Source organism: Fodinibius sp. AD559 (assembly GCF_052712805.1).
On the sequence record NZ_JBQPVW010000006.1, the window covers coordinates 57,008 to 78,141 of the forward strand.

Sequence of the window (21,134 nt, forward strand, 5' to 3'; positions counted from 1 at the left end):
AGTTTTATTGGGATAAAAATACTATGTCAAAGGATAGAGAAAGCAACGAAAAGATGCAGATAGAAATTTGGATATAATTTATTATTGGCCGAGTAATAAATTTTTGATAAATTTATGTAAGAGATAAAAAGGTCTTTTACTCCGGTTAGGAGATATATCAAAATAAAAAATCAATAAAAAGTTATGAGTATTTTAAAAAAAGTAGGCACGATAGTGTTAGTGACGGCAATTTCGATGGCATTAATTTCGTGTGGGAATACAGAAGAAAAATCTAATAACACTTCTAAAAATCAATCAACATCTGCATCTACCACAGGTCAGGCTGGCGTAGTGGATGATGAGTCTAAAGCACACATCTTACGAATTGCTAAAGAATCACCTGATCACACCATATTAGAAAAAGCGATTGAAGCAGCGGGTATCCAAAATGTGCTGGTTAACCCAGGACCGTTAACAGTCTTTGCTCCAACTGATGAAGCTTTTAAGGCATTGCCTGAAGGAACGCTTGATGATTTGATGAAGCCTGAAAATAAATCGAAGTTAGCTAAAATTTTAACTTCTCACGCATCCCCAGCTTCACTTAGTAAAGATCAATTGGCTAAGGGGATGAATGTATATCTGGCCACTGGGCAGTACGTACAGTCAGAAGTGAAGGATGGCGATGTTTATGTTAATGGGGCCAAAATTTTAGGTTCTGTTGATGCTTCAAACGGTGAAGTTCATGTGGTTGACAAGGTTTTCTTGGTAGCCGCTGAATAAAAATATTAAACAACTTATAATAGGTGATTAGTAAAGTCCGGTAGCTTTTTTAGCTGCCGGACTTTTTTTTGGCTTTTAACATGGGTCTGCAACATTTTGAAATAAAGAAGGCTCTTATCGGAATGCACTCAAGCAATTCCAATAAGAGCCAATTGTATCACAAATAAAATGCTCCGTTAGGAAACAGCGGTTTATTTAGCAGCCAGTTTCTGCAGGGTGTTAACCAGTTTGTTTACCTTCGCAGTTTGGCTGGATGCTGATGCCTGACTCTCCATATTATCAGCTAATCCATTAAGGAGCTCTTGTTGTTTTGCTCCTGATGCATTCTCAGCTGCAGAAAGTTGCTTTCTGGCATTATTTATACTATTCATAGAAAGTCCTTCGCCTCGTTCAAGCTGGTCTATATACGCTTTTGCAAGAGCGAAAGTGGCAGGCCAATCGTATTTTGGCTGTCCTTGTGGATTGAGTTGCTCAAAAGTAACGGTATTGGCAGCTGCAATCTCATTTTTGGTGAGATAAGGACTGGGTTTTAGTTCAAAGATATCAAGTCCCCGGGCAATTTCGGAATTTACAATAACGCCGTTATACCAGTATACCGACCAGCTTCCCCCCATCTGCATGCGAGTAGAGTCAATAGGTCCGCGATCATGGTATGCAATTTCAACAGGATTATTGGGATCGGTCCAGTCGAAAATGGAGATACCACCTTGGTACCAGGATTGTACCATAATATCACGATCGGGCACCGGTATCAGTGAGCCGTTGTGCGCTACACAGTTCTCTTGTGGTGTCTGTGGCGCCGGCATTTTGAAGTAACTTTGGAAATTCATCTCATTGTTTTCATCAATAGTAAAGATGGCGTTTGCACCCCATTCCATAGGGTCTTTCTCCCGGCATTTTGGTTGACCGCCGCCGCCCCATTCATCTGTAAAAAGCACTTTGTCTCCTTCGTTGTTGAAAGTAGCAGAGTGCCAGTAGGCAAAGTTCGAATCGGCAACCGCATCAACGCGCTTGGGATTAGCGGGATCTTCAATATCTAAAAGAAGACCGTATCCCTCACAGGCTCCACCAGCTAATCCAATTTCGGGATAAAGTGTAATATCGTGACACTGATTTGGACCACGATTAGCCATGAGATTTTCTTCCTCTTCCTCGTCATTGCCGCCAAAGCGCTCTTCAATCATTTCACCAATGTTTTCACGCAGGGCAGCACTGTCTTGCGCGGTTGGTTCTCCTTCACCGCCACGTTGCTTTACAACCTGTGCAAGCATCTGCTGAACGTAGCGATCTGGAATAATACGAGGTTGACCAAAAATTTCTGCTACGAATGCTCCTTCTTCTTTCGCTTTTTCAATCTGTTCTTTATCAGCGGGAGACATTCCGTGAGTAGGTGCTTCGGTTAGATTCTCAAAAATGCGCGGAGAATTTACAATTTTGGCATTCTCGGGATTATCTAAAGGAACCTGAATAACTTCGATTCGGAACAGGGCAGAGTTTAGATCCTCGGAGGGAGGTGCATCAGAACAGCCGGGTAGTTCTTCCTCGGGTCGTACGGGAGCAGATCCGGATACGTAAACATAGACGTTTTCATCCTCCTGCGGATCATCTAAGACTGAGTGTGTGTGCGAACCACGACAGGTCTGTACATTGGAAACGTATTCGGGATTTTCGATATCGCTGATATCAAAAATTCGTATTCCGCGCAGCCGTTCGTCGCTTACTTTCTTATCAACTCCTTCGGTGCCACAATCGAGACGTCCGCCGAGTCCTTCACCGGATACAAAAAGAAGATCACCATAAACAGAAACATCACTTTGAGAAGCTGGACAAAGGAAATCAACTACAAGACTTGGATCTGAAGGATTGGATATATCCCAAACCATAAAGCCATTATAATTTCCCTGGATGGCATAATTTCCTTTAAATGCCAAGTCAGAGTTTGTTGAACCCACAAAATCTTTAGGGGGTGGAGTAGTAGAAAGCATCTCGAGATTCCAGATTGCCTCTTCGGCATCAAATAATCCCCCTTGAAGACCTACGCGTGGATCGGGACTGGGAGGCGTTACTTCATCCAGTGATTGTATGTTAGATGATTCGGTAGTTTGTTCTTGCTGATTATCTGTTACCGATGATGAAGGAGAACAGGCATAAGTGCCGAATAGAACTACCATAAGTAATAGTCCCAGCCAGCGCTTATTTTCTCCGGCTAATCCGGTAGCAGAAAGTATGCGGTTGTAATAAGAGTTCATAAAGATAGTTTTAGGTTAAAGGTGAAGCGTTATTAAAATATGTTATCCTGATTTGGTAAGCTGATCGAGCATTTGCTGCATGCGTTCTATTTCAGTGCGTTGATCTACTTGTATATTGGATGCTAACCTGTATGCTTGATCATCTTGAGCGGCACCATCGGTATCGAACAGGTTTTCAACCATATATACGGCGCCTGCATGATGCTCAATCATATATTTAAGAAAAAGTTTATCGAAATCTGATCCCTTTGCAGCAGCTAATTCTTCGATCTTTTGCTGCGACAAAACCCCGCGCATTTTCTTGTACATGGTATAGGGTTCACCGTTGAGTTCTATCATTAAATTAAGCCCTCTAATTTCAATATTAGGCACGGGTTGATCTCGGTCACGGAGCCACTGCTGCATAGATTTTATTTCATCCTGCTGAGCATTGATGATGCGTGCTGCAAGTCGCTGTATTTTAGGGCTGGCTTCATTTTCAGGGGCTAAGCGAGATATAACGAGTGCCTGTGCATGATGGGCAATCATTCCCGTCATAAACTTGACATCAGCTTTGGTGAATGATGTTCGGGAGCTTTCAATACGATCCCAATAGAGCTCTTCAAGTTCAGATTTATCAGCGGTGTCAGCTGAAGATTTTTTTGTTGCTTTTTTAGTGTTTTGGCAAGCTGTGGTTCCTGCCAAGAGAAGAAGTGCCAATAGTATTTTTAAAGAATTCAAACCGTTCAGTTTTTATTTTTTGTTAAAAAAATATCGAGATTTTTTGATAGCACAGATGATCAGCAAAGTAAAACATTATAATTCAAATCGTCAGGAATACCAATGGTATTATTTTAAAAAAATGAAAATTTACACGCTTATTTACTTACCTATTGTTATCATCAAACTGTGTTTCGGATTATGATGGTTTCGAAATCAGTCAAAGTGATCAAACGAAAAATTTGATTCGAAGTTTCAAAAAATAGATAAAAAAATTGTAAGCATTTAGTTAGTGTGAAAGATAGAAGGGGATATGGGCTTGCTAATTAGATATCCGAGACCTGATTGTGTTAAAAGACCTCAGGCGTAATTTATAGCTAACATGGGAAGAGATGAATTATCTTTTTTCTATGTCAATAATATGAATAACAGGCCCGACCATTCTAATGCTTCCTCTGTTTTCTTCTACATTCGCAGAGACCGTAACTTCAAGCCCATCTTTCTGAAATTCAGAGGGCAGATTGGTGGGTTCATAGGTCTCTGCATCAGTTTGGATTGCCCAAAAACCACCTTCAAGTTCCATATAGGTTACTTCTCCATCGAAGTAAAGGTCGGCATCTTGAGAAGATTTCAGATTATTGCAGTGGGTTACCGTAACTGCAATTAATAAAATGAACAGTAACTGTTTAATCTGTCGCATCAGAAATAGCTTTGTTAACAATTCTTTAGAATTCTAAAAAAGTCTGGTTCTTTTATCAAATATATTGTGATATACCTGGTGGTATATGGGGTAAGATGGATATAAATAAGTTAGGCCGGAATTTTATTCAAATTCCAGCCTATGATAGTAAATGTTAATACCCGATGGACTAAATATTAATTGTCCACCTCAAGTCCTCTGCGTTTTAGCAGATGTTTGACATCCGGTTCCTGGCCGCGATACTGTTTGTAGAGCTCCATTGCTTCGTCGCTGCCGCCTTGAGAAAGAATATACTCACGGAAACGATCACCGTTTTCTTTTTCCAAACCACCTTGCTCGAGCATATAGGCAAAAGCATCTGCAGCAAGTACTTCGCTCCAGATATAGGCGTAGTAATTAGCTGCATATCCGCCAGAGAAAATATGGGCAAAATAGGGCGATTTATATCTCGGTGGTATGGCCTGCATGTCCAAATCATATTTTGCAAGGGCATTGTTTTCAAATGTTTGAACATCTTGAGGGATCTCATTTTGACCCAGCAGGTGCCATTCCATATCGAGCATGGTTGCTGCCAGGTATTCCTGCGTATCAAAGCCTTGGTTAAAATTACTGGCTTCGATGACTTTGTCGAGCAGATCCTGTGGAATTTGTTCTCCTGTTTCGTAGTGGATGGCATAATTTTCGAGCACTTCCGGCTGTATAGCCCAGTCTTCTTCAAATGTTGATGGAAACTCCACAAAATCGCGTGGAACAGAGGTTCCCGATTGTGATGGATATTTTACATCGGAGAAAAGTCCGTGGACGGCATGTCCCATTTCGTGGAACATGGTCGTAACATTGTCGAAGCTGATGAGTGCAGGTTCCCCTTCGGCGGGAGGTGGGATATTCATGACGTTGACAATCACTGGCTTTTTGTCGAGTAGATGTGATTGCGAGACGAATGAGTTCATCCAGGCTCCGCCGCGTTTGGAATCGCGCTCAAAATAATCCGCGTAAAACAGCCCGATTTGTTCGCCGTTCTCATCATATACGTTGAATGTTCGTACATCAGGATGATAGACCGGCAGATCATTTCGTTCCTCGAAGGTGATGCCAAACAGTTTTTCCATAGTATGGAATACGCCGTCTTTTAACACCCGGTCCAGCTCGAAATATGGACGTACTTCTGATTCATCGATATTGTATTCGGCTTTGCGAACTTTCTCAGCGTAGTAATTCCAGTCCCACGGCTGTACTTTGCCGTCGATTCCATCTTTTCGCATCATTTCAGTAATAGCATCGGCCTCATTTTTTGAGTTTTGGATAACCGGTGGAATGAGATCCGTAAGCATATCAAGTGCGGCGTCCGGTGTTTTAGCTGTTTGAGGATCGAGCTTATAGGCGGCATAGTTCTCATATCCCAACAAGTTCGCTTTTTCGGCGCGCAGTTTTGCCAGCTCCAGGATGATGGGGCGATTATCTATTCCACCATCTTGTCCAATTCCGCGATAGGCAGAGGCTTTCCAAACACGTTCGCGCAGATCACGATTATTCAGGCTTTTTAAAATAGGGACACGGGTGGTGTTGGTAATACTGAGCAAATACTTGTCTTCTTCACCACGTTCTGCAGCAGCTTCTTTGGCCGCTGAAATGCGATCTTCGCTGAGTCCGTCCAGTTTTTTTACATCATCAACCAAAACGGCGCGCTCTTTGGTTATCTCGAGTAGATTATCCTGGAATTGGGTTGTAAGGGTAGAAACGCGCTCGTTGATTTCGCGCATTCGTTCTTTCTCTTCTTCTGTTAGTTCGGCCCCAGCACGGACAAATTCGCGATGGGTGTCCTCCAGTAGTTTCAATGAGGCTTCATCCAAGTCAAGTTCGTCACGTTTTTGGTAAAGGGTTTTAACGCGATCGAAAAGATCGGGATTAAGCAGGATGTCATCAGAATGGGCGGCCAGTTTAGGAGCCATTTCTGACTGTATCTCCTGGATCTGATCGTTGGTATGGGCTGATGTAAGGTTGTAAAAGACGGAGCTGGTCCGTCGAAGGAGTTCTCCGCTTTTTTCCATTGCTACAATAGTATTTTCAAAAGTTGGCGGCTCCGGATTCGTAGCAATAGCTTCCATTTCTTCCAATTCGCGGTCCATTCCTGCCTCAAAAGCAGGGCGATAATGCTCAACTTTTATGGCATCAAACTGGGGTGCTTCATAGGGTAGGGAGCTTTCAGAAAATAGGGGATTGTTTTGCATGGAGTCTGTTTCACTGTTGGATTGATCGCAGGATGACAGCAGTAGGCTGAATGCCAGCGATAAAATTAAAAGCTGAATAATTTTCATCGTACAAAAAGTTTATTGGATGGTTTGATCTTGATCAGTTGAATATAAAGAAATTTGTGTTACTCGAAATGATTAAAGTCGAGTTAAAGGCAGATTTATAAACTGCAAAATATTATTACTACAGAATTTGAGATTGAATCAGTTTTAATACCATTATTCGAAAATAGTATAAGAGGGATGTATTCTTTGTCATGCAATGTTACAACCTCGGGTGATACAACTCTTGCACCGATGCAATAAAGATCTTGGAATGCCTGAAAATATCGTGTTTAGAGAATTAAGAGCGCATGACTGTATAAATTAAAGAATGGTCTGATTCTTGTACTACTACTATTAGAATAAGTTGGAATAGAGTATTATGATCGCAGCTTATATTTTTTTGATGCCCGATGGGCCACCTGTTTTCGGCTCTCCAAATTAAGAAGGAGGTTGTTATGTGTCCAGATATGAAAAATCCAAAATATGATCTCAGAACTTATTATAAACTTTTTTGGGAAGTAGGACTTATCGTATCACTCCTGATATTTATAGGATTGACAAAAATAGATTTTGATGTTGAAAAGTCAGAAATAACATATAAAGGGGAACAAGAGGTTATTGAGATGGAAGAGGTGGTACAAACTGAGCAGCAAGATCGCCCACCCCCACCCCCGCAACCACAGGTTCCCGTAGCTGTTCCTAACAGTGAGATTATCGAAGATGTTGAAATCAATATTGATGCGGAAATTGATATGGAGGAAGCCTTGGATATGCCGCCACCGCCCCAAGAGGAGGAAGCTGTTGAAGAGGAGGAAGAAGAGGATTTCTTTGTTTCGGTGGAAAAAATGCCTGAGATGAAAACCAGTTTAGCAGAACTTCAAAAGAAAATTGTCTATCCTGACAGGGCTCAAAAAGCCGGTATAGAAGGTCGGGTCATCGTGCAATTTATTGTCAATGAAAAGGGAGAGGTAGAAGATCCGAGAATTATTCGCGGTATTGGAGGAGGATGTGACGAAGAAGCGTTACGTGTTGTAAAATTAGCGAAGTTTGAACCCGGGGAACAGCGTGGGGTTCCGGTACGCGTGCAATATACGCTTCCTATTATGTTTATGCTTCGGGAATAATCGCTAAAATTACTACTTACAAGTAAATCAGGATAAGAATATAACTACCAATTATTATTGTTGTAGCTATAATTGCTATGGGTCCGGTAAAGTTAAGGGTATAACCTCCACCGCGAGGTTTAAATAATCGCGGATCGTTTGGATTGTAATAGATAACGTACCAGTAGAAATGTTTGGTTTCAGCTTTGTATTACTCTCCTAAATTATTTTTATGCCACTTGTAGCTCATAAAAGCATTGTATCCTAATAGAATCAGCAGAAATAAGAATTATAGTAGTAACAATGATTGAAGACTGTCATGCATTAGTGTGTTTTGTTTACACGGGCTTAGTATCCAATTTGTAATCTATTTTTAAACGGATAACAATTACGAAACTTTTATAAGGATGGCAATAGTGGCGCCCCATCCGCTACGGTCGCTGGCCAGTGAGTAGGACTGTACGTTATCATTTCTATCAAGAAGAGCATGTACCGAACGCCGAAGATTTCCCGTCCCTTTACCGTGAATAATACGAATCTCGTAGATATCTTCTTTCAGGCACTCATCAATATAATCGGGGATGAGTGAGCCCAGCTCTTCGGGTTTGAAGGTATGTAGATCAAGAGTCCCATCAATAGGAATTTTCTTAGGTTCCATAATCTTAAAATTAGATGCATTTTGTAGAAATATAATTTAGGAAGGAGAGCAGTAATATTAAATAAGTTATTAATCGTTTTTCTCTCTCTGCAGGCGCCAAGGTGACAAATATGACGGTTAATACCAGTCGCCAGTAAATAAATAGTATGGCTTCAAGTGTTAACTTATCTTTTTAACAGTGATGATATTGAAGGCATAATATTATGCCCGTTCGGCCAATTCAAACCAGCGTTCTGTACACTCTTCAATTTCGGCTTTTAACGCTGAGTATTTATCTGACATTTCGCGAAGTTGTTCGTGATCCAGTTTTCCACTGCTTATTTCTGCTTCTAATTCTTCTTTCTTTTCTTCAAGCTCTGCAATTTTATCTTCCAGCTTATTGTATTCACGGCGTTCGTTATAGCTCAGGCGTTCTTTATAATTGCCAGAATTGTTTTTTTGACCATTTTTGAAGTTCGAAGATTCTGCCTTCTTTTTAGCACGCTCTTCGGCTTCGCGTTCTTTTTTTAGCTGTCGATATTCTTCGTAAGAACCGTGATGATCATGAACTTTTCCTTCTCCCTCAAAAATAAGGTAGTGGTCGACCAGTTTATCCATAAAAAAGCGGTCGTGTGATGCTATAATCAGGCAGCCCTCAAATCCCATTAAAAATTCTTCGAGCTTGTTGAGTGTAAGCAGATCCAGATCGTTGGTAGGCTCATCAAGGACCAGGAAATTGGGATTTTCCAGCAGTACCATCATCAGGCTTAATCGGCGTTTTTCGCCGCCGCTAAGGTTTTTGACCGGCGTATATTGCATATCTGAAGTAAACATGAAATGCTTGAGGAACTGTGAGGCCGATATCTTTGATCCGTCCGCGAGTTCCACCACTTTTCGCACGTCTTCGATGATATCAATTACGCGCTGATCTTCATCAAAATTGAGCCCTTCTTGGCGGTAGTGGCCAAATACGATCGTTTCACCCACGCGCCGCTTGCCGGAATCAAATGACTCTTCACCGGTAAGTATTTTTAGAAAGGTGCTTTTACCCACGCCGTTCTCACCGATGAGGCCGATACGTTCACCCTTCTCAAAGTCGTAGTAAAAACTGTCCAGAATCTTCTCATCACCGTAACTTTTGGATACATTTAGCAGCTCTAAAATTTTACCGCCCATGCGCTGCATATCCATTTGCAGGTGTAGTTCGGGTCCATCGGGACCGGTATCGAGCTCATCTTCGAGTTCCTTAAAATCATCGATGCGGGATTTTGATTTACTGGTCCGCGCTTTGGGCGATCGGCGCATCCATTCCAGCTCTTGTTTGTAAAGTTGATTGGCTTTATGGGCGCGCTTGCGCTCAATTTCCCGTCGCTCGGCACGCTTCTGTAGAAAGTACTGGTAATTTCCCTGGTGATGATAGAGCTTGCCATTTTCCAGTTCGATGATGTGATCGCACACCCGGTCCAGAAAGTAACGATCGTGCGTTACCATTAGCAGTGTTTTATTCGTCGACTTAAGATAATCTTCCAGCCATTCGATCATCTCCACATCCAGATGGTTGGTGGGCTCATCGAGAATGAGCATGTCGGGATCATCCAATAGCACAAAAGCCAAGGCTACGCGCTTTCGCTGTCCACCCGAAAGCGTTGCAATAGATTGATCAAGATCGTGAATATTGAGCTTCCCGAGGATCTGTTCCATCCGTTGTTCATAGTCCCAGGCATTGGCAGCATCCATCTTAGAGGCGGCTTTTTGAAAAGCTTGCTGTGTTTCTTCGTTGTAATCTTTAGCCTGAGCCTCTGCGGCGCGCTCATATTCCTGGATCAGATGTACCTTTTCATTGTTGCTCTGAGCTATATATTCCCGGATAGTGAGATTTTCATCGAGTTGAGGATCCTGTTCTAAAAAACCGATACTAACGTCATTCTGAATCATTACCTTGCCTTCGTCCGGTGTTTCTTTACCGGCTAAAATATGAAGGAGCGTAGATTTACCCGTACCATTTTCGGCAATGAGCGCTGTTTTGTCTCCTTCGGAAATCCCAAAAGTAAGTCCTTCGAATAATACCTTGTGTCCGTAATTTTTTGACAGGTTTTCAGTGGAAAGATACGTCATGAATGGTCGATAATACTAAAACGGATATTTGTATAGCTTATTTTGATTGCCATATAAAATAAGGAACCCAAGCACCACTTAGAAACGTTGATCATAACAAATTAGGGCAAGAGATAATGGAATATGTTGTTATTCTATTGCAAAGCCTATTTGTGCTTTCTGATAAATTCCCGATTTTCAGTCGTTTTATTTAATTCTCCAAATTGATCGTAATATGGTATTTTCTGACCTCCCAAAAGTTGAGTTACACCTACATTTAGACTGTTCGCTAAGTTTTGATGTGGTGCAGCAATTAGATCCTGATATAAGTAAGGAAAAATATCGAGAAAAGTTTATTGCACCGGATAAATGCCGGAATTTGGCAGATTATATAAGTCGTTCTGAAAGTGCTGTAGCGTTAATGCAGGATCGGGAAGCGCTGCAGTTGGTAACCCAAGATTTGTTTGAACAATTACAGGCAGATAATGTAATCTATGCAGAAATTCGTTTTGCTCCGCTGTTGCATACTCGAAAAGAGTTGTCGGCGGAGGAGGTGGTTGATACAGTGAATGAAACGGTAGAAGAACAGGTGAAAGAAACGGGCATTGAGGCCGGTATTATTTTATGCACGCTGCGTAATTATTCTGAGAATCAGAGTATGGAAACGGTTAGACTTGTTGAACAGTTTGCCGGCAGCAGAGTAGTAGGGTTCGATATTGCCGCAGACGAGGCGGGTTTTCCGATCGACAATCATATTCCGGCATTTGAATATGCCAATGAAAAAGGATTGAACTGTACCGCTCATGCGGGAGAAGCCTGTGGGGCAGAAAGTGTTTGGGAGACGCTTGGGCATTTTAAGCCTTCACGGATTGGTCACGGTGTTCGAAGTGCAGAAGATGATGAGCTGCTTGATTATTTAAGAGAGCACGAAATCCATTTGGAGGTTTGTCCCACAAGTAATGTACAAACCAATGTTTTTGATACGATTCACGACCATTCGATTGATACGCTATACGAAAAAGGGATTTCGCTGAGCGTAAATACAGATACGCGTACGATTTCTGATGTAAGGTTAGATGAAGAATATCAGACGCTCTCCAATATTTTTGATTGGAATATTGAACAGCTGTTACGCTGTAATCTTGAGGCCATTGATCACGCTTTTACCGATGAAGGGATCAAAGAAAGGCTCCGCGGAACTATCCGCGAAGCTTATACAAACAATTGATTAATATTTTATAAACCCTCAGGATTTTACAAAGACTCAAAGTCTAAATGAAAGATTAAAGAGTTTTAAATCCTGAGGATTTGAGATATTTCTATTCCTTTTCCTTTACGACTTTTCCATCAACAATTACAGAACTAATATGGGTGGTGTATTCAAGGGGGTCGCCGTCAAATAATACAAGGTCAGCGTCTTTGCCTTCCGCCAGCGATCCAACGCGGTTACTTATACCGAGTATTTCGGCGGGAGCTTTTGTCAAGGCATGTAATGCTTTTTCCCGATCAAGTCCGTAACTGGTGGCAATGGCCGCTTCATAGAGAATAATTCGAGTTTTAGGTACGTAGCTTTCAAATCCACTTTGAAAAGCAAAAGGAATGCCCGCTTCGGCTAATTTACCGGCCGTGGTAAAGCTGGCATTTTTGGTATCTCCATAAGTACGTACCATCGTGGGATGGATAATAACCGGCACTCCGGCTTTTTTGATTTCATCTAATAGCAAATATGCTTCGGCCGCTCCGTCCAGAATCATATCAAAACCGAACTCTTCCTGCAGTCGCAGGGCCGACATAATATCATTGGATCGTTGAGCGGTAATCAAAGCCGTGAGCTCTCCATTTAGAACATCAGCAAGAGCTTCCATTTTTAAATCTTTTGCGGGACGCTTTTCGGGGTCATCAGCCTGACGTTTTTCGAGATATTCCTGTGCATCTATGAACTTTTGCCGAAGCATGGAAATCCCTTTGGCACTTGTGCCGGGACTGTCAAAGTTGCGTCCAACGGTAGAGCCGAGTGTAAAAGCGACGGTTGTTGAAGAATCCACAAGCGCTTCTTCAACCGTGTTATATGGGGTCTTGGCAATCATCGTTTGTCCACTGGCCAAGGCCCCGGGTCCGTGTCCCGTATGGGTGGTAGTCACCCCTTTATCGAGCACAAATTTCACCAGCTGTTCACGGGCATTATAGGCATCGATGGCTCGCAGTTCGGGTTGGATGGGATCTGAAGTTTCGAGTTGATTCTGGTCATCGTCTCGGTTGTATATTCCCGCCAGGCCTACCACACTGTGGGCGTCCACCAGTCCCGGCGTAACAACCGAAGCCTGGTGGGTTTTATAATCAGAAGGGATCTCAATTTCTGAAGCTGAGCCGACTGCTTCAATCTTATCGTTCGTGATGAGAACAACACCGTTCACAATTTTGTTGCCTTCCATGGTGTAAAGCGTATCGGCCTGGACAGCCATTTGGGCTTGTGTAACGGTACTTAATCCAATCAATAGTGCAAAAACAAAAAGTGTAATTCGTTTTTTCATAGCGCTAATTTTTATAAGCTTAAATTCTTGAGGATGCTGAATCAAATTCAATATGGCATTACAATTTGAGTTAGCGGCGAATTATTTATCACCGTGATGATTGTGAGCCGAACCTCGGAATACATCATAACCGCCGGTGGAATACTTGCGATCTTTGGGATTTGAGTAATCGAATCGCTTAATACCTTCGACCCATGTTTGTTCAACTTTCGTATAGACGCTTAGCGGATCGCCGGATAAAACCACAAAGTCAGCATCCTTGCCGGCTTCGAGCGTTCCCACCCGATTTTGCAGATCCATCATTTTGGCATTTTCGATGGTCAGTGCTTTGAGTGCCGCCTCACGACTCATTCCTGCGCGTACGCCAAATGCTGCGGACCGTAAAAACAGCCGCGTATCGGTAATGGAGGCATCGGTATGATATCCTACCGTTACTCCGGCCTCCTCAAGTACAGCTCCGTTTTTATATTTTATATCTGTGGCTTCGGGTTTTCCCCCGGGAGCGTCAAGTACAATGATAGATGCCGGGACATCGGCTTCTGCAATTTCGTCGGCGACTTTCCAGGCTTCACTTACATGATGTAAAACTAATCGAAAATCAAACTCTTCGGCCAGTCGAATAGCAGTGAGGATATCGTAATGTCGATGAGTATGGAAGTGGACGATACGTTCTCCGTTCAGCACCTCAACCAGTGCATCCATGCCTATATCACGCTTGGGCATTTTTTCGGGATCTCCGTCAGCCTGTTCAACTTTTTCTTTATAGTTTTGCGCTTTTATAAATAGCTCCCGAACCATCGAAGCCGATTTGGCCCGGGTTCCGGGGAAGGGGGGATCACCTATGGGGTTCGTGCCGTTCGCCATTTTGAGTCCACCAGCTATTTCGTTTCGCGGATCATCTACAAAAAGCATTTCTTCAATTTTATCCGCATTACGGAGTTTGAGATAAGCCGTTTGTCCGCTCATCAAATGACCTGAGCCGGGCATCACATTCACCGTTGTTACGCCTCCGGCCAGTGCTTTTTTGAACGTTTCGCTGTGCGGATCGATACTGTCAATAATTCGGGCATCGGGATGGAGTGCCGCAGAGCGATCACCGCCGTCGCCGTCGCCAATATGAGAGTGAGAATCCACGAGCCCGGGCATAATAACTTTGCCGGATACATCAAATTCTTTTGCATTAGATGGAATATCAACTTCTCCTTCAGGTCCTACAGCAACAATTTTATCACCCTTGGTGACGAGCACGCCATTATCAATGGGTTCACCACTTATGGGAATGATTTTAGCTCCTGTAAAAACTTTGGATTGCTGCGCTACTGTCATGATGGGTAAGAAAAAGATCAGCAGTAGGCTAAGCCGGATGAGTCGTTTCATAAGTTTTCCCTGAATTTTGTTAATGAGATTTTGCAGTCCTTCAAAACTTGATTATGCTAAGAAGCTAATTTGTTGGCAAATTATCAATGGGCTCATTTGCAAGCTTTTACAACTGACTGTTTTTCCAAGCTATTACAGTCATTTAGATTTGTATGTCGCTGTCATAACTTCTCACAATCAATTTCGATGCTAAATGTCCTTTTTATCACCTCCGATTACAAAAAATAACGACGGCAACCCCAGAAAAGTGGGACTTGAGATTGAGTTCGCCGGTATTGAGCCCATGGAGGCGGCTAAGATTATTACATCCGTTTTTGGCGGTGAAATAACTCGGGAGCACCGATATCAGATTAATATTTCTGGCAGTGATCTGGGAGATTTTAGGGTAGAGCTGGATGCGCGTATTCTTCGAAGGATGGCCGAAGAAAATATTTTTGATAAGTTGGGAATCAGCCTTGAGGAAGATTCTATCCGCAAATCGATAGAAGATGTGGTTGATAAAATGGCGCGGTCGGTAGTGCCGCTCGAGATTGTTATGCCACCGGTTACTATACAGGAATTGGAAAAGTTAGAAAAGCTTCGCGAGGCTCTTCAGCAAAATAAAGCGAAAGGAACATATGCATCTATGATGCATGCCTTTGGAATGCATTTGAATATTGAGGCCCCGGACATACAAATATCTACGCTTCTGCGTTATTTGCGAGCGTTTCTTATTGTATATCCTTGGCTTTTAGAAGCTCACGATATTGATATGACAAGGCGTATTTCTCCGTTTGTGGATCCCTTTCCTGAAAAATACGTAAAGAAGGTTTTGGATCCGGGTTATGCCCCGGATTCGGATCAATTTATTGAGGATTATATCGAATTTAATCCAACACGTAATCGTCCGGTTGATATGATGCCTATTTTTGGGATGCTAAATGAAGAGCTTATCGCACCCGTAATGGAGGGCGAAAAGAACGAACCGCGTCCCACTTTTCATTACCGTTTGCCGAACAGCAGGATTGATGATCCAGACTGGCGTTTTGAGGATGAATGGAATCACTGGCTGGTGGTGGAGAGGCTTGCTGCTGATGAAATGCTTGAGAAGTTAAGTCGGTTATATTTACTGCATCGTGGTCAAACTGTAATATCATTTCGTAAAGGATGGGCAAAAACTTTAGAAATATTACTGGATCTTGATGAACAACAGTAGACCAAATATTGGGGTAACAGGACCCGATAAAGGCGGGCGGACGGCTTGGTGGTTTACCCGTTTTGCGGTGTTTTTGCATGGCGGCCATGCTATCCATATCCAACCACAAAAAGGGTTGCCTAAGGAAGATATTCACGGTCTTATTATAGGAGGGGGCGCAGATATCAACCCGGATCGTTATGGAGCGGAAGATCTTCGTGATTTGTTTTCGAAAGATGATAAAGTATCGAACTTCCGGAGGTTTTTTAACTACCTATTGACAATTTTTTTCTTCCCATTTATTTATTTTTTGAGAAAGATTTTTTCTGCATCATCGGAAGATATTGATGACAACCGTGATGAACTTGAGTTTGCTTTAATCAAAGAGGCAGTGGATAAAGATATCCCAATATTGGGAATATGCAGGGGAGCTCAGTTGCTAAATATTCATTTTGGAGGTACTCTTTATCAGGATATCACGAGTTACTATACCGAAGTACCCAGGATACATAGCGTCTGGCCGAAAAAGAGGGTAGAAGTGGATGAAAATAGCATGCTGCGTGATATTCTGGTCTTTCAAAGGGTGTGGGTTAATGCATTGCATTATCAGGCTGTAGATGAGCTGGGCGAAGGTTTAGCCGTTGTTGCAAAAGAAGAAAATGGTATTGTACAGGCTATTGAACATACCGAACGGGATTTTGTTTTGGGCGTACAGTGGCATCCGGAATATATGCCACAGATACCGGCGCAGCGCAGAATTTTTAAACAGCTGGTAACAGAAGCCGGGGCAAGGATGAGGAAATAAAAAAGCAGGGGCTTATGGTAAAACCCCTGCTATAATATATAACAATAGTATTTATCAGCTCTTAGGTATCTACTTTGTAATCAACAAAGTGGCGTTCGTCGATTACTGAGTTAATAAATTTAAGGGCTTTTTTGTGATTTTCATCACGGGTATACATGGTGTAGTCCAGCTCGGTTTCAAAATCGGAGATCAGCACTACATCATACGGTGAACCCGCTTCGTCATCATCATCAGAAATATTGATTCCGACTTCCACATTTTTAATTTCGTCAATATTTACTTTTAGTCCCTCCAGGATAAGTTTCATTTTTTCGGCATTCTTTTCCTTGGTGGCACCTTCCGCTTCCTCTTTCAATTTCCACATTACTACGTGACGAATCATATATTTACTCCTATGGTGTGCTTTTATTACAAATTTTATTTAAGGGTCTAAAGTTTGCCAAAGGAACCGTTAGCGGGCTCTGTTGGCATAAGAAAGATCTGTTTTATCTATCGGTACATCAGCAAGCTGTTGTAAATTATCGTGATACAACTTGGCAGCCCAAAGGTGATTTTTAGCTTTAGATTGCTCATTGCTTTTATACCATTTGTAGGTGGCGATAAATCCTTTTGCAACGCCCACTGAATCAGTGCTGGTAAGCGTATTTTGCGGTCCCGATGGCAGCGGAACTGAAAGTGAGCTGCCGGCATATATCAGATCGGGATCATCAAGCGAACCATTATTGCCGTAAATCCAGGGCCATAAACGGGGATTCCCATAACGATCCTTGGCAAGACTCCACAAGGTTTGTCCTTCTTCAATTTCAACAGCCTGGTTATTTGGTGTTTTATTATTTGTTGATTGTGCTGTTGCCGGAGTCTGTGATCCTGATTGTGCCTGACTTTGTGTGGTCTGTTGAGCGTCTTCGGCTTCTTGTTGTTCTGAAGACTGTGGCTGGGTGTTATTATCTTGTTGGTCGGTCACGTCAGCTGAGGTTGTTGTTTCTTCAGACGAAGAGAATAGGGTAGTATCATTCGTAGGTATTGTGCTGTAATACCAAGCTCCTCCTGCAATGAGTAGTAGGATAATTACAGCTGCCGCTACGTAAGAAAATGAAGAACCTCGGTCAGACCGATGGCTTGTTGTAGCAGTGCGATAGGTCTCTTTCACATCTTGCTGGTCAGACTGATCTGGTTGATCCTGTTTTAAATCTTCAGCAGTTTCTTCAAGTTTTTCAACTTCCTCTGCCAGAACTTCTTCTTCCGATTTTGTTGGCTCTTTCTCTTTATCGTCTTTATCGCTTGATACTGTTTCGGCTGGTTCGTCACCACTTTCGTGAATCTCGTTTTTTTCTGGCTCAAGCTCTTCTTCAGCTGCTAAATCCTCAGAGGACTCATCTTCTTGTTCTTTTTCTTGTGAACCGATGAACTCTTCAAGGAGATCATCTTCCTCCTCCGACTGGGTAGCACCGAATTCGACAATATCTCCATTGTCATCGTCATCTTTTATACCTTCTGAACTTTCAGGGGTTGAGGTCTGTGCCGTATTCTCAGCAAAATCTTGTTCCACTCCAAAATCAAAAGGAGATTCCTGGTCTGTTTCTTCCTGATCTTCACCTTGGGCTTCATCCTCATTGCTCTTTTGTTCGTGCAAGGTAGGAGGAGCAGTGGGGATAAAATCATCCTCAATAAGTTCCTGCTCTTCTGAACTTTCTGTAATATCAGGCCCTGATTTCTGTTCCTGTTCTAATTGCTCGGTTTCTTCGTCAGTGCTTCTGTCGTTCTCAACACCAGACTCTTCTGTTTGGGATTCTATTGTTTGCTGATCAGAGGGAGAAAAATCTTTTTCAGAAGATTCAGGTTCTTCTTCTATCAGCTGCGGTTCCATATGTGCATAGGGGGCATTGACCAGCTCTCTGAGATCTTTATATGGCTTGAATACCACTTTGTTATGAGCCGGAATTGTCATTTTCTCTTGGGTTTGCGGATTATACCCTTCACGCTCATCCACACGTTGAAGTTCAAACTTTCCAAAGCCGGCAATATTTACCTTACCGTCTTCTTTGAGTCCGCCATTGATGACGTCCACAAAATCCTTGAGAAAGTCGTGAGTAAATTCCTTGCTGTTATCCGTTTCTTCAGCAATCGACTCAATAAGTTCTCCGAATGTGACCTTTTTACTCATCGTCTATATCCACTTGTTTTAAGTCTTCTTTTAGTCCCTTGCTGGGATTAAAATCAACAACCCGTTTTGGAGGTAGCTTCATGTATTGCTCATAGTGGGGATTATAAGATTTTCGTTTTTTTCGAGTAGTAGTGCCAAACGTCCCCAGTTCCGGAATCGAAAAAGAATTACCGGTAGCAATATTTTCGTTAAATGTTTGGGTAATAACATCTAACAATTTACGTGCTTCAGCTTGGGTCATATCCCAATTTTTGGCAAGCATTGCTACTACATCGCTCGTGTTCATACGAAGTTTTAACTCAGGTTATCTTTGCAGCTTATGAAGTATTGTTAATTAAGAAAAAAAACTTTAAAAACTAAGTATATATTTCTACTTATAGCTTAGAATATGTATAAATTATTATTTCTTGTGCATTTACTTGAAGAATAGGGGCATCGTGCGGTATTTTAAGAAACGATTTTAGAAGAATTTTACTTTAGGTAATCAACTATACAGCGGAAACAAATCCAATTATATATTTATGAGTAAACCACTTAATGCTACTGAGAAACTAATTAAAAGCCATCTCGTTGATGGTGAAATGGTTCCGGGCCAGGAAATTGGTCTTAAAATTGACCAAACCCTCACGCAAGATGCCACTGGTACTATGGTGATGCTTGAGCTTGAGGCTATGGAACTGGATGAAGCACAAACCGAATTATCGTGCCAATATGTTGATCACAACTTGATCCAAACGGATTTTAAAAATCCGGATGACCACGTATTTCTAAAATCCGCTGCTGAACGGTTTGGTATGTGGTTCAGTCGTCCGGGTAACGGAGTGAGTCATCCCATTGAAACCGAACGTTTTGCCATTCCCGGAAAAACATTAGCCGGTTCCGATAGCCACACCCCTGCAGCCGGATGTATGGGTATGCTTGCAATTGGTTCAGGCGGATTGGATGTCGCTTTTGCTATTGCCGGGGAACCTCTATACATCAAAATGCCTAAAGTATTAGGTGTTGAGATAAAAGGGAATCTACCTGATTGGGTAAGTGCCAAAGATGTAGTACTTGAAATGTTGCGTCGTTATGACGTTGACGGAGCAACCGGATATGTGATCGAATATTTTGGAGAAGGACTCAAAAATCTTTCTACTATGGATCGCCATGTCATTGCAAACATGGGTACCGAAATGGGCGCAACCAGTACTGTATTCCCTGCCGACGGAGAAGTGCGTCGCTTCATGGAATCGCAGGAGCGGGGACATGAATTTGTTGAGCTCAAAGCCGATGAAGGTGCTGAATATGATAAGTATGAAGAGCTTGTCCTTGATGATGTTGAACCATTGATTGCTCTGCCCAGCAGTCCGGGTAATGTTGTTCCCGTTCGCGAAGTAGAGGGTCAAGATATTTATCAATCCTATGTGGGATCTTCTGCCAATCCGGGATATCGTGACTTCTGGATGGCATCTGAGATCGTAAAAGATAAAACGACCAAAGACAATGTCTCTTGGGATATCAACCCAACATCACGACAGATCATTGAGAATATGGTTAAGAATAATGTAATGTATAACTTGGTACAGTCCGGTGCTCGTATTCACCAAGCCGGTTGTAACGGTTGTATTGGGATGGGACAGGCGCCGGCATCAGGGCAGAACAGCCTGCGCACCGTGCCGCGGAACTTCCCAGATCGTTCAGGAACGCCCGAAGATTCGGTATTCCTGGTTAGTCCCGAGACGGCAGCTGCTTCTGCACTGACCGGTAAGATTACCGATCCTCGTGATCTCGAAGATCTTTACAATATGGAGTATCCTAAATACGAGCATCCGGAGAAACTGGTTGTTAATACTGAGATGCTTACGCCACCGAAGCCGAAGGAGGAACGTGGGGAAATCAAGAAGGGACCAAATATTTCAACTATGCCCAATTTTGATGAGCTCAAAGATTTCGACGTTCCCGTTCTGCTAAAAATGGGTGATGATATTTCGACGGATGAAATTCTCCGTGCCGGAGCTGAGGTACTTCCTTATCGCAGTAATATTCCCGAAATCAGTAAGTTTACGCTCGATGTTGTGGATGAAAACTTTCACGATCGTGCCATGGAAGCCAAGAAAGAGCATAACGGACATGTAGTGATTGCGGGTGAAAATTACGCGCAGGGCTCCAGTCGTGAGCACGCAGCTATTGCACCCCGATATCTTGGTATGCGAGCTGTAATTGCCAAAAGCTATGCTCGTATTGGCTGGCAAAACCTGATTAACTTCGGAATTCCACCGTTAGAATTTGAGCATGATGTGGATTACGAAGACATCGATCAGGGAGATATTCTTGAAGTGAATGATATCCGAGAAGCTATTAAAAATGGCAACGAAGTCGTTATTCACAACAAGACGAAAGGAAAGAAATATACCGTAAAACATACCTTCAGTGATCGGCAGAAAGAGGCTGTGTTATATGGTGGTGTTATCAATCGCTTTAAAGCGAAGAAGAAAGCAGGTTAAGCTGTTTTCGAATAGTATTTAAGTTAAAAGGCTCCGATTGTTATCGGAGCCTTTTTTATTTT

At 42.5% G+C, this 21,134-nt stretch carries 17 protein-coding genes; 6 read left to right on the forward strand and 11 right to left on the reverse strand.

Going from position 1 to position 21,134, the window contains the following annotated elements:
• Positions 1–183: 183 nt before the first annotated feature.
• Complete coding sequence (locus tag ACQ4LT_RS11545) at positions 184–759, forward strand: fasciclin domain-containing protein (protein WP_445666206.1); 576 nt, start codon at positions 184–186, stop codon at positions 757–759.
• Between the two features lie 191 nt (positions 760–950).
• Here ACQ4LT_RS11545 and ACQ4LT_RS11550 read toward each other — a convergent pair whose 3' ends face one another.
• From ACQ4LT_RS11550 to ACQ4LT_RS11565, 4 genes are all read right to left on the reverse strand, one after another.
• Positions 951–3,008, reverse strand: a complete 2,058-nt coding sequence (locus ACQ4LT_RS11550) for an LVIVD repeat-containing protein (protein ID WP_445666207.1) — start codon at positions 3,006–3,008, stop codon at positions 951–953.
• A gap of 42 nt (positions 3,009–3,050) precedes the next feature.
• Complete coding sequence (locus ACQ4LT_RS11555; protein ID WP_445666208.1) at positions 3,051–3,728, reverse strand: DUF305 domain-containing protein; 678 nt, start codon at positions 3,726–3,728, stop codon at positions 3,051–3,053.
• Between the two features lie 376 nt (positions 3,729–4,104).
• Positions 4,105–4,407, reverse strand: coding sequence for a hypothetical protein (locus ACQ4LT_RS11560; protein ID WP_445666209.1), 303 nt, complete (start codon positions 4,405–4,407; stop codon positions 4,105–4,107).
• A gap of 176 nt (positions 4,408–4,583) precedes the next feature.
• Entirely contained in the window at positions 4,584–6,722 is a 2,139-nt protein-coding gene (locus tag ACQ4LT_RS11565; RefSeq protein WP_445666210.1) for a M3 family metallopeptidase, read from the reverse strand.
• 446 nt (positions 6,723–7,168) lie between these two features.
• Here ACQ4LT_RS11565 and ACQ4LT_RS11570 point away from each other — a divergent pair, with 446 nt between their 5' ends.
• Complete coding sequence (locus ACQ4LT_RS11570) at positions 7,169–7,825, forward strand: energy transducer TonB (RefSeq protein WP_445666211.1); 657 nt, start codon at positions 7,169–7,171, stop codon at positions 7,823–7,825.
• A gap of 367 nt (positions 7,826–8,192) precedes the next feature.
• Here the strand turns inward: ACQ4LT_RS11570 and ACQ4LT_RS11575 are convergent, their stop codons facing one another.
• Together ACQ4LT_RS11575 and abc-f are read right to left on the reverse strand one after the other, a co-directional pair.
• Positions 8,193–8,462, reverse strand: a complete 270-nt coding sequence (locus ACQ4LT_RS11575) for a Smr/MutS family protein (RefSeq protein ID WP_445666212.1) — start codon at positions 8,460–8,462, stop codon at positions 8,193–8,195.
• Between the two features lie 201 nt (positions 8,463–8,663).
• A complete protein-coding gene (abc-f, locus tag ACQ4LT_RS11580) occupies positions 8,664–10,556 on the reverse strand; it encodes a ribosomal protection-like ABC-F family protein (protein ID WP_445666213.1) in 1,893 nt (630 codons plus the stop codon).
• A gap of 214 nt (positions 10,557–10,770) precedes the next feature.
• Here abc-f and add point away from each other — a divergent pair, with 214 nt between their 5' ends.
• A complete protein-coding gene (gene add / locus ACQ4LT_RS11585; RefSeq protein WP_445666214.1) occupies positions 10,771–11,763 on the forward strand; it encodes an adenosine deaminase in 993 nt (330 codons plus the stop codon).
• A gap of 91 nt (positions 11,764–11,854) precedes the next feature.
• Here the strand turns inward: add and ACQ4LT_RS11590 are convergent, their stop codons facing one another.
• Both ACQ4LT_RS11590 and ACQ4LT_RS11595 read right to left on the reverse strand, forming a co-directional pair.
• On the reverse strand, positions 11,855–13,066 hold the full coding sequence (locus tag ACQ4LT_RS11590; RefSeq protein ID WP_445666215.1) for an amidohydrolase family protein: 1,212 nt from the start codon (positions 13,064–13,066) through the stop codon (positions 11,855–11,857).
• Between the two features lie 81 nt (positions 13,067–13,147).
• Complete coding sequence (locus ACQ4LT_RS11595) at positions 13,148–14,443, reverse strand: amidohydrolase family protein (RefSeq protein WP_445666216.1); 1,296 nt, start codon at positions 14,441–14,443, stop codon at positions 13,148–13,150.
• A 193-nt stretch (positions 14,444–14,636) separates the two neighbouring features.
• Between ACQ4LT_RS11595 and ACQ4LT_RS11600 the strand changes: the two genes are divergently transcribed.
• Together ACQ4LT_RS11600 and ACQ4LT_RS11605 are read left to right on the forward strand one after the other, a co-directional pair.
• A complete protein-coding gene (locus tag ACQ4LT_RS11600; protein WP_445666217.1) occupies positions 14,637–15,638 on the forward strand; it encodes an amidoligase family protein in 1,002 nt (333 codons plus the stop codon).
• Positions 15,625–16,422 (forward strand): gamma-glutamyl-gamma-aminobutyrate hydrolase family protein, encoded by a 798-nt coding sequence (locus ACQ4LT_RS11605; protein ID WP_445666218.1) that lies wholly within the window; start codon positions 15,625–15,627, stop codon positions 16,420–16,422. Before ACQ4LT_RS11600 ends, ACQ4LT_RS11605 begins: the two co-directional genes overlap by 14 nt.
• A 61-nt stretch (positions 16,423–16,483) precedes the next feature.
• Here the strand turns inward: ACQ4LT_RS11605 and ACQ4LT_RS11610 are convergent, their stop codons facing one another.
• The 3 genes from ACQ4LT_RS11610 to ACQ4LT_RS11620 all read right to left on the reverse strand — a co-directional run bounded on the left by ACQ4LT_RS11610 (position 16,484) and on the right by ACQ4LT_RS11620 (position 18,872).
• The gene (locus ACQ4LT_RS11610; protein WP_445666219.1) at positions 16,484–16,804 is read right to left on the reverse strand and encodes a Dabb family protein; all 321 of its coding nucleotides are present in this window, start codon (positions 16,802–16,804) and stop codon (positions 16,484–16,486) included.
• Positions 16,805–16,873: 69 nt separating this feature from the next.
• On the reverse strand, positions 16,874–18,586 hold the full coding sequence (locus ACQ4LT_RS11615) for an HU family DNA-binding protein (protein ID WP_445666220.1): 1,713 nt from the start codon (positions 18,584–18,586) through the stop codon (positions 16,874–16,876).
• Positions 18,579–18,872, reverse strand: coding sequence for an HU family DNA-binding protein (locus ACQ4LT_RS11620; RefSeq protein WP_445666221.1), 294 nt, complete (start codon positions 18,870–18,872; stop codon positions 18,579–18,581). The genes ACQ4LT_RS11615 and ACQ4LT_RS11620 overlap by 8 nt, the downstream gene beginning before the upstream one ends.
• A 235-nt stretch (positions 18,873–19,107) precedes the next feature.
• On the opposite strand from ACQ4LT_RS11620, the gene ACQ4LT_RS11625 reads away from it, so the two are divergent.
• On the forward strand, positions 19,108–21,072 hold the full coding sequence (locus ACQ4LT_RS11625; RefSeq protein ID WP_445666222.1) for an aconitate hydratase: 1,965 nt from the start codon (positions 19,108–19,110) through the stop codon (positions 21,070–21,072).
• Positions 21,073–21,134 lie beyond the last annotated feature (62 nt).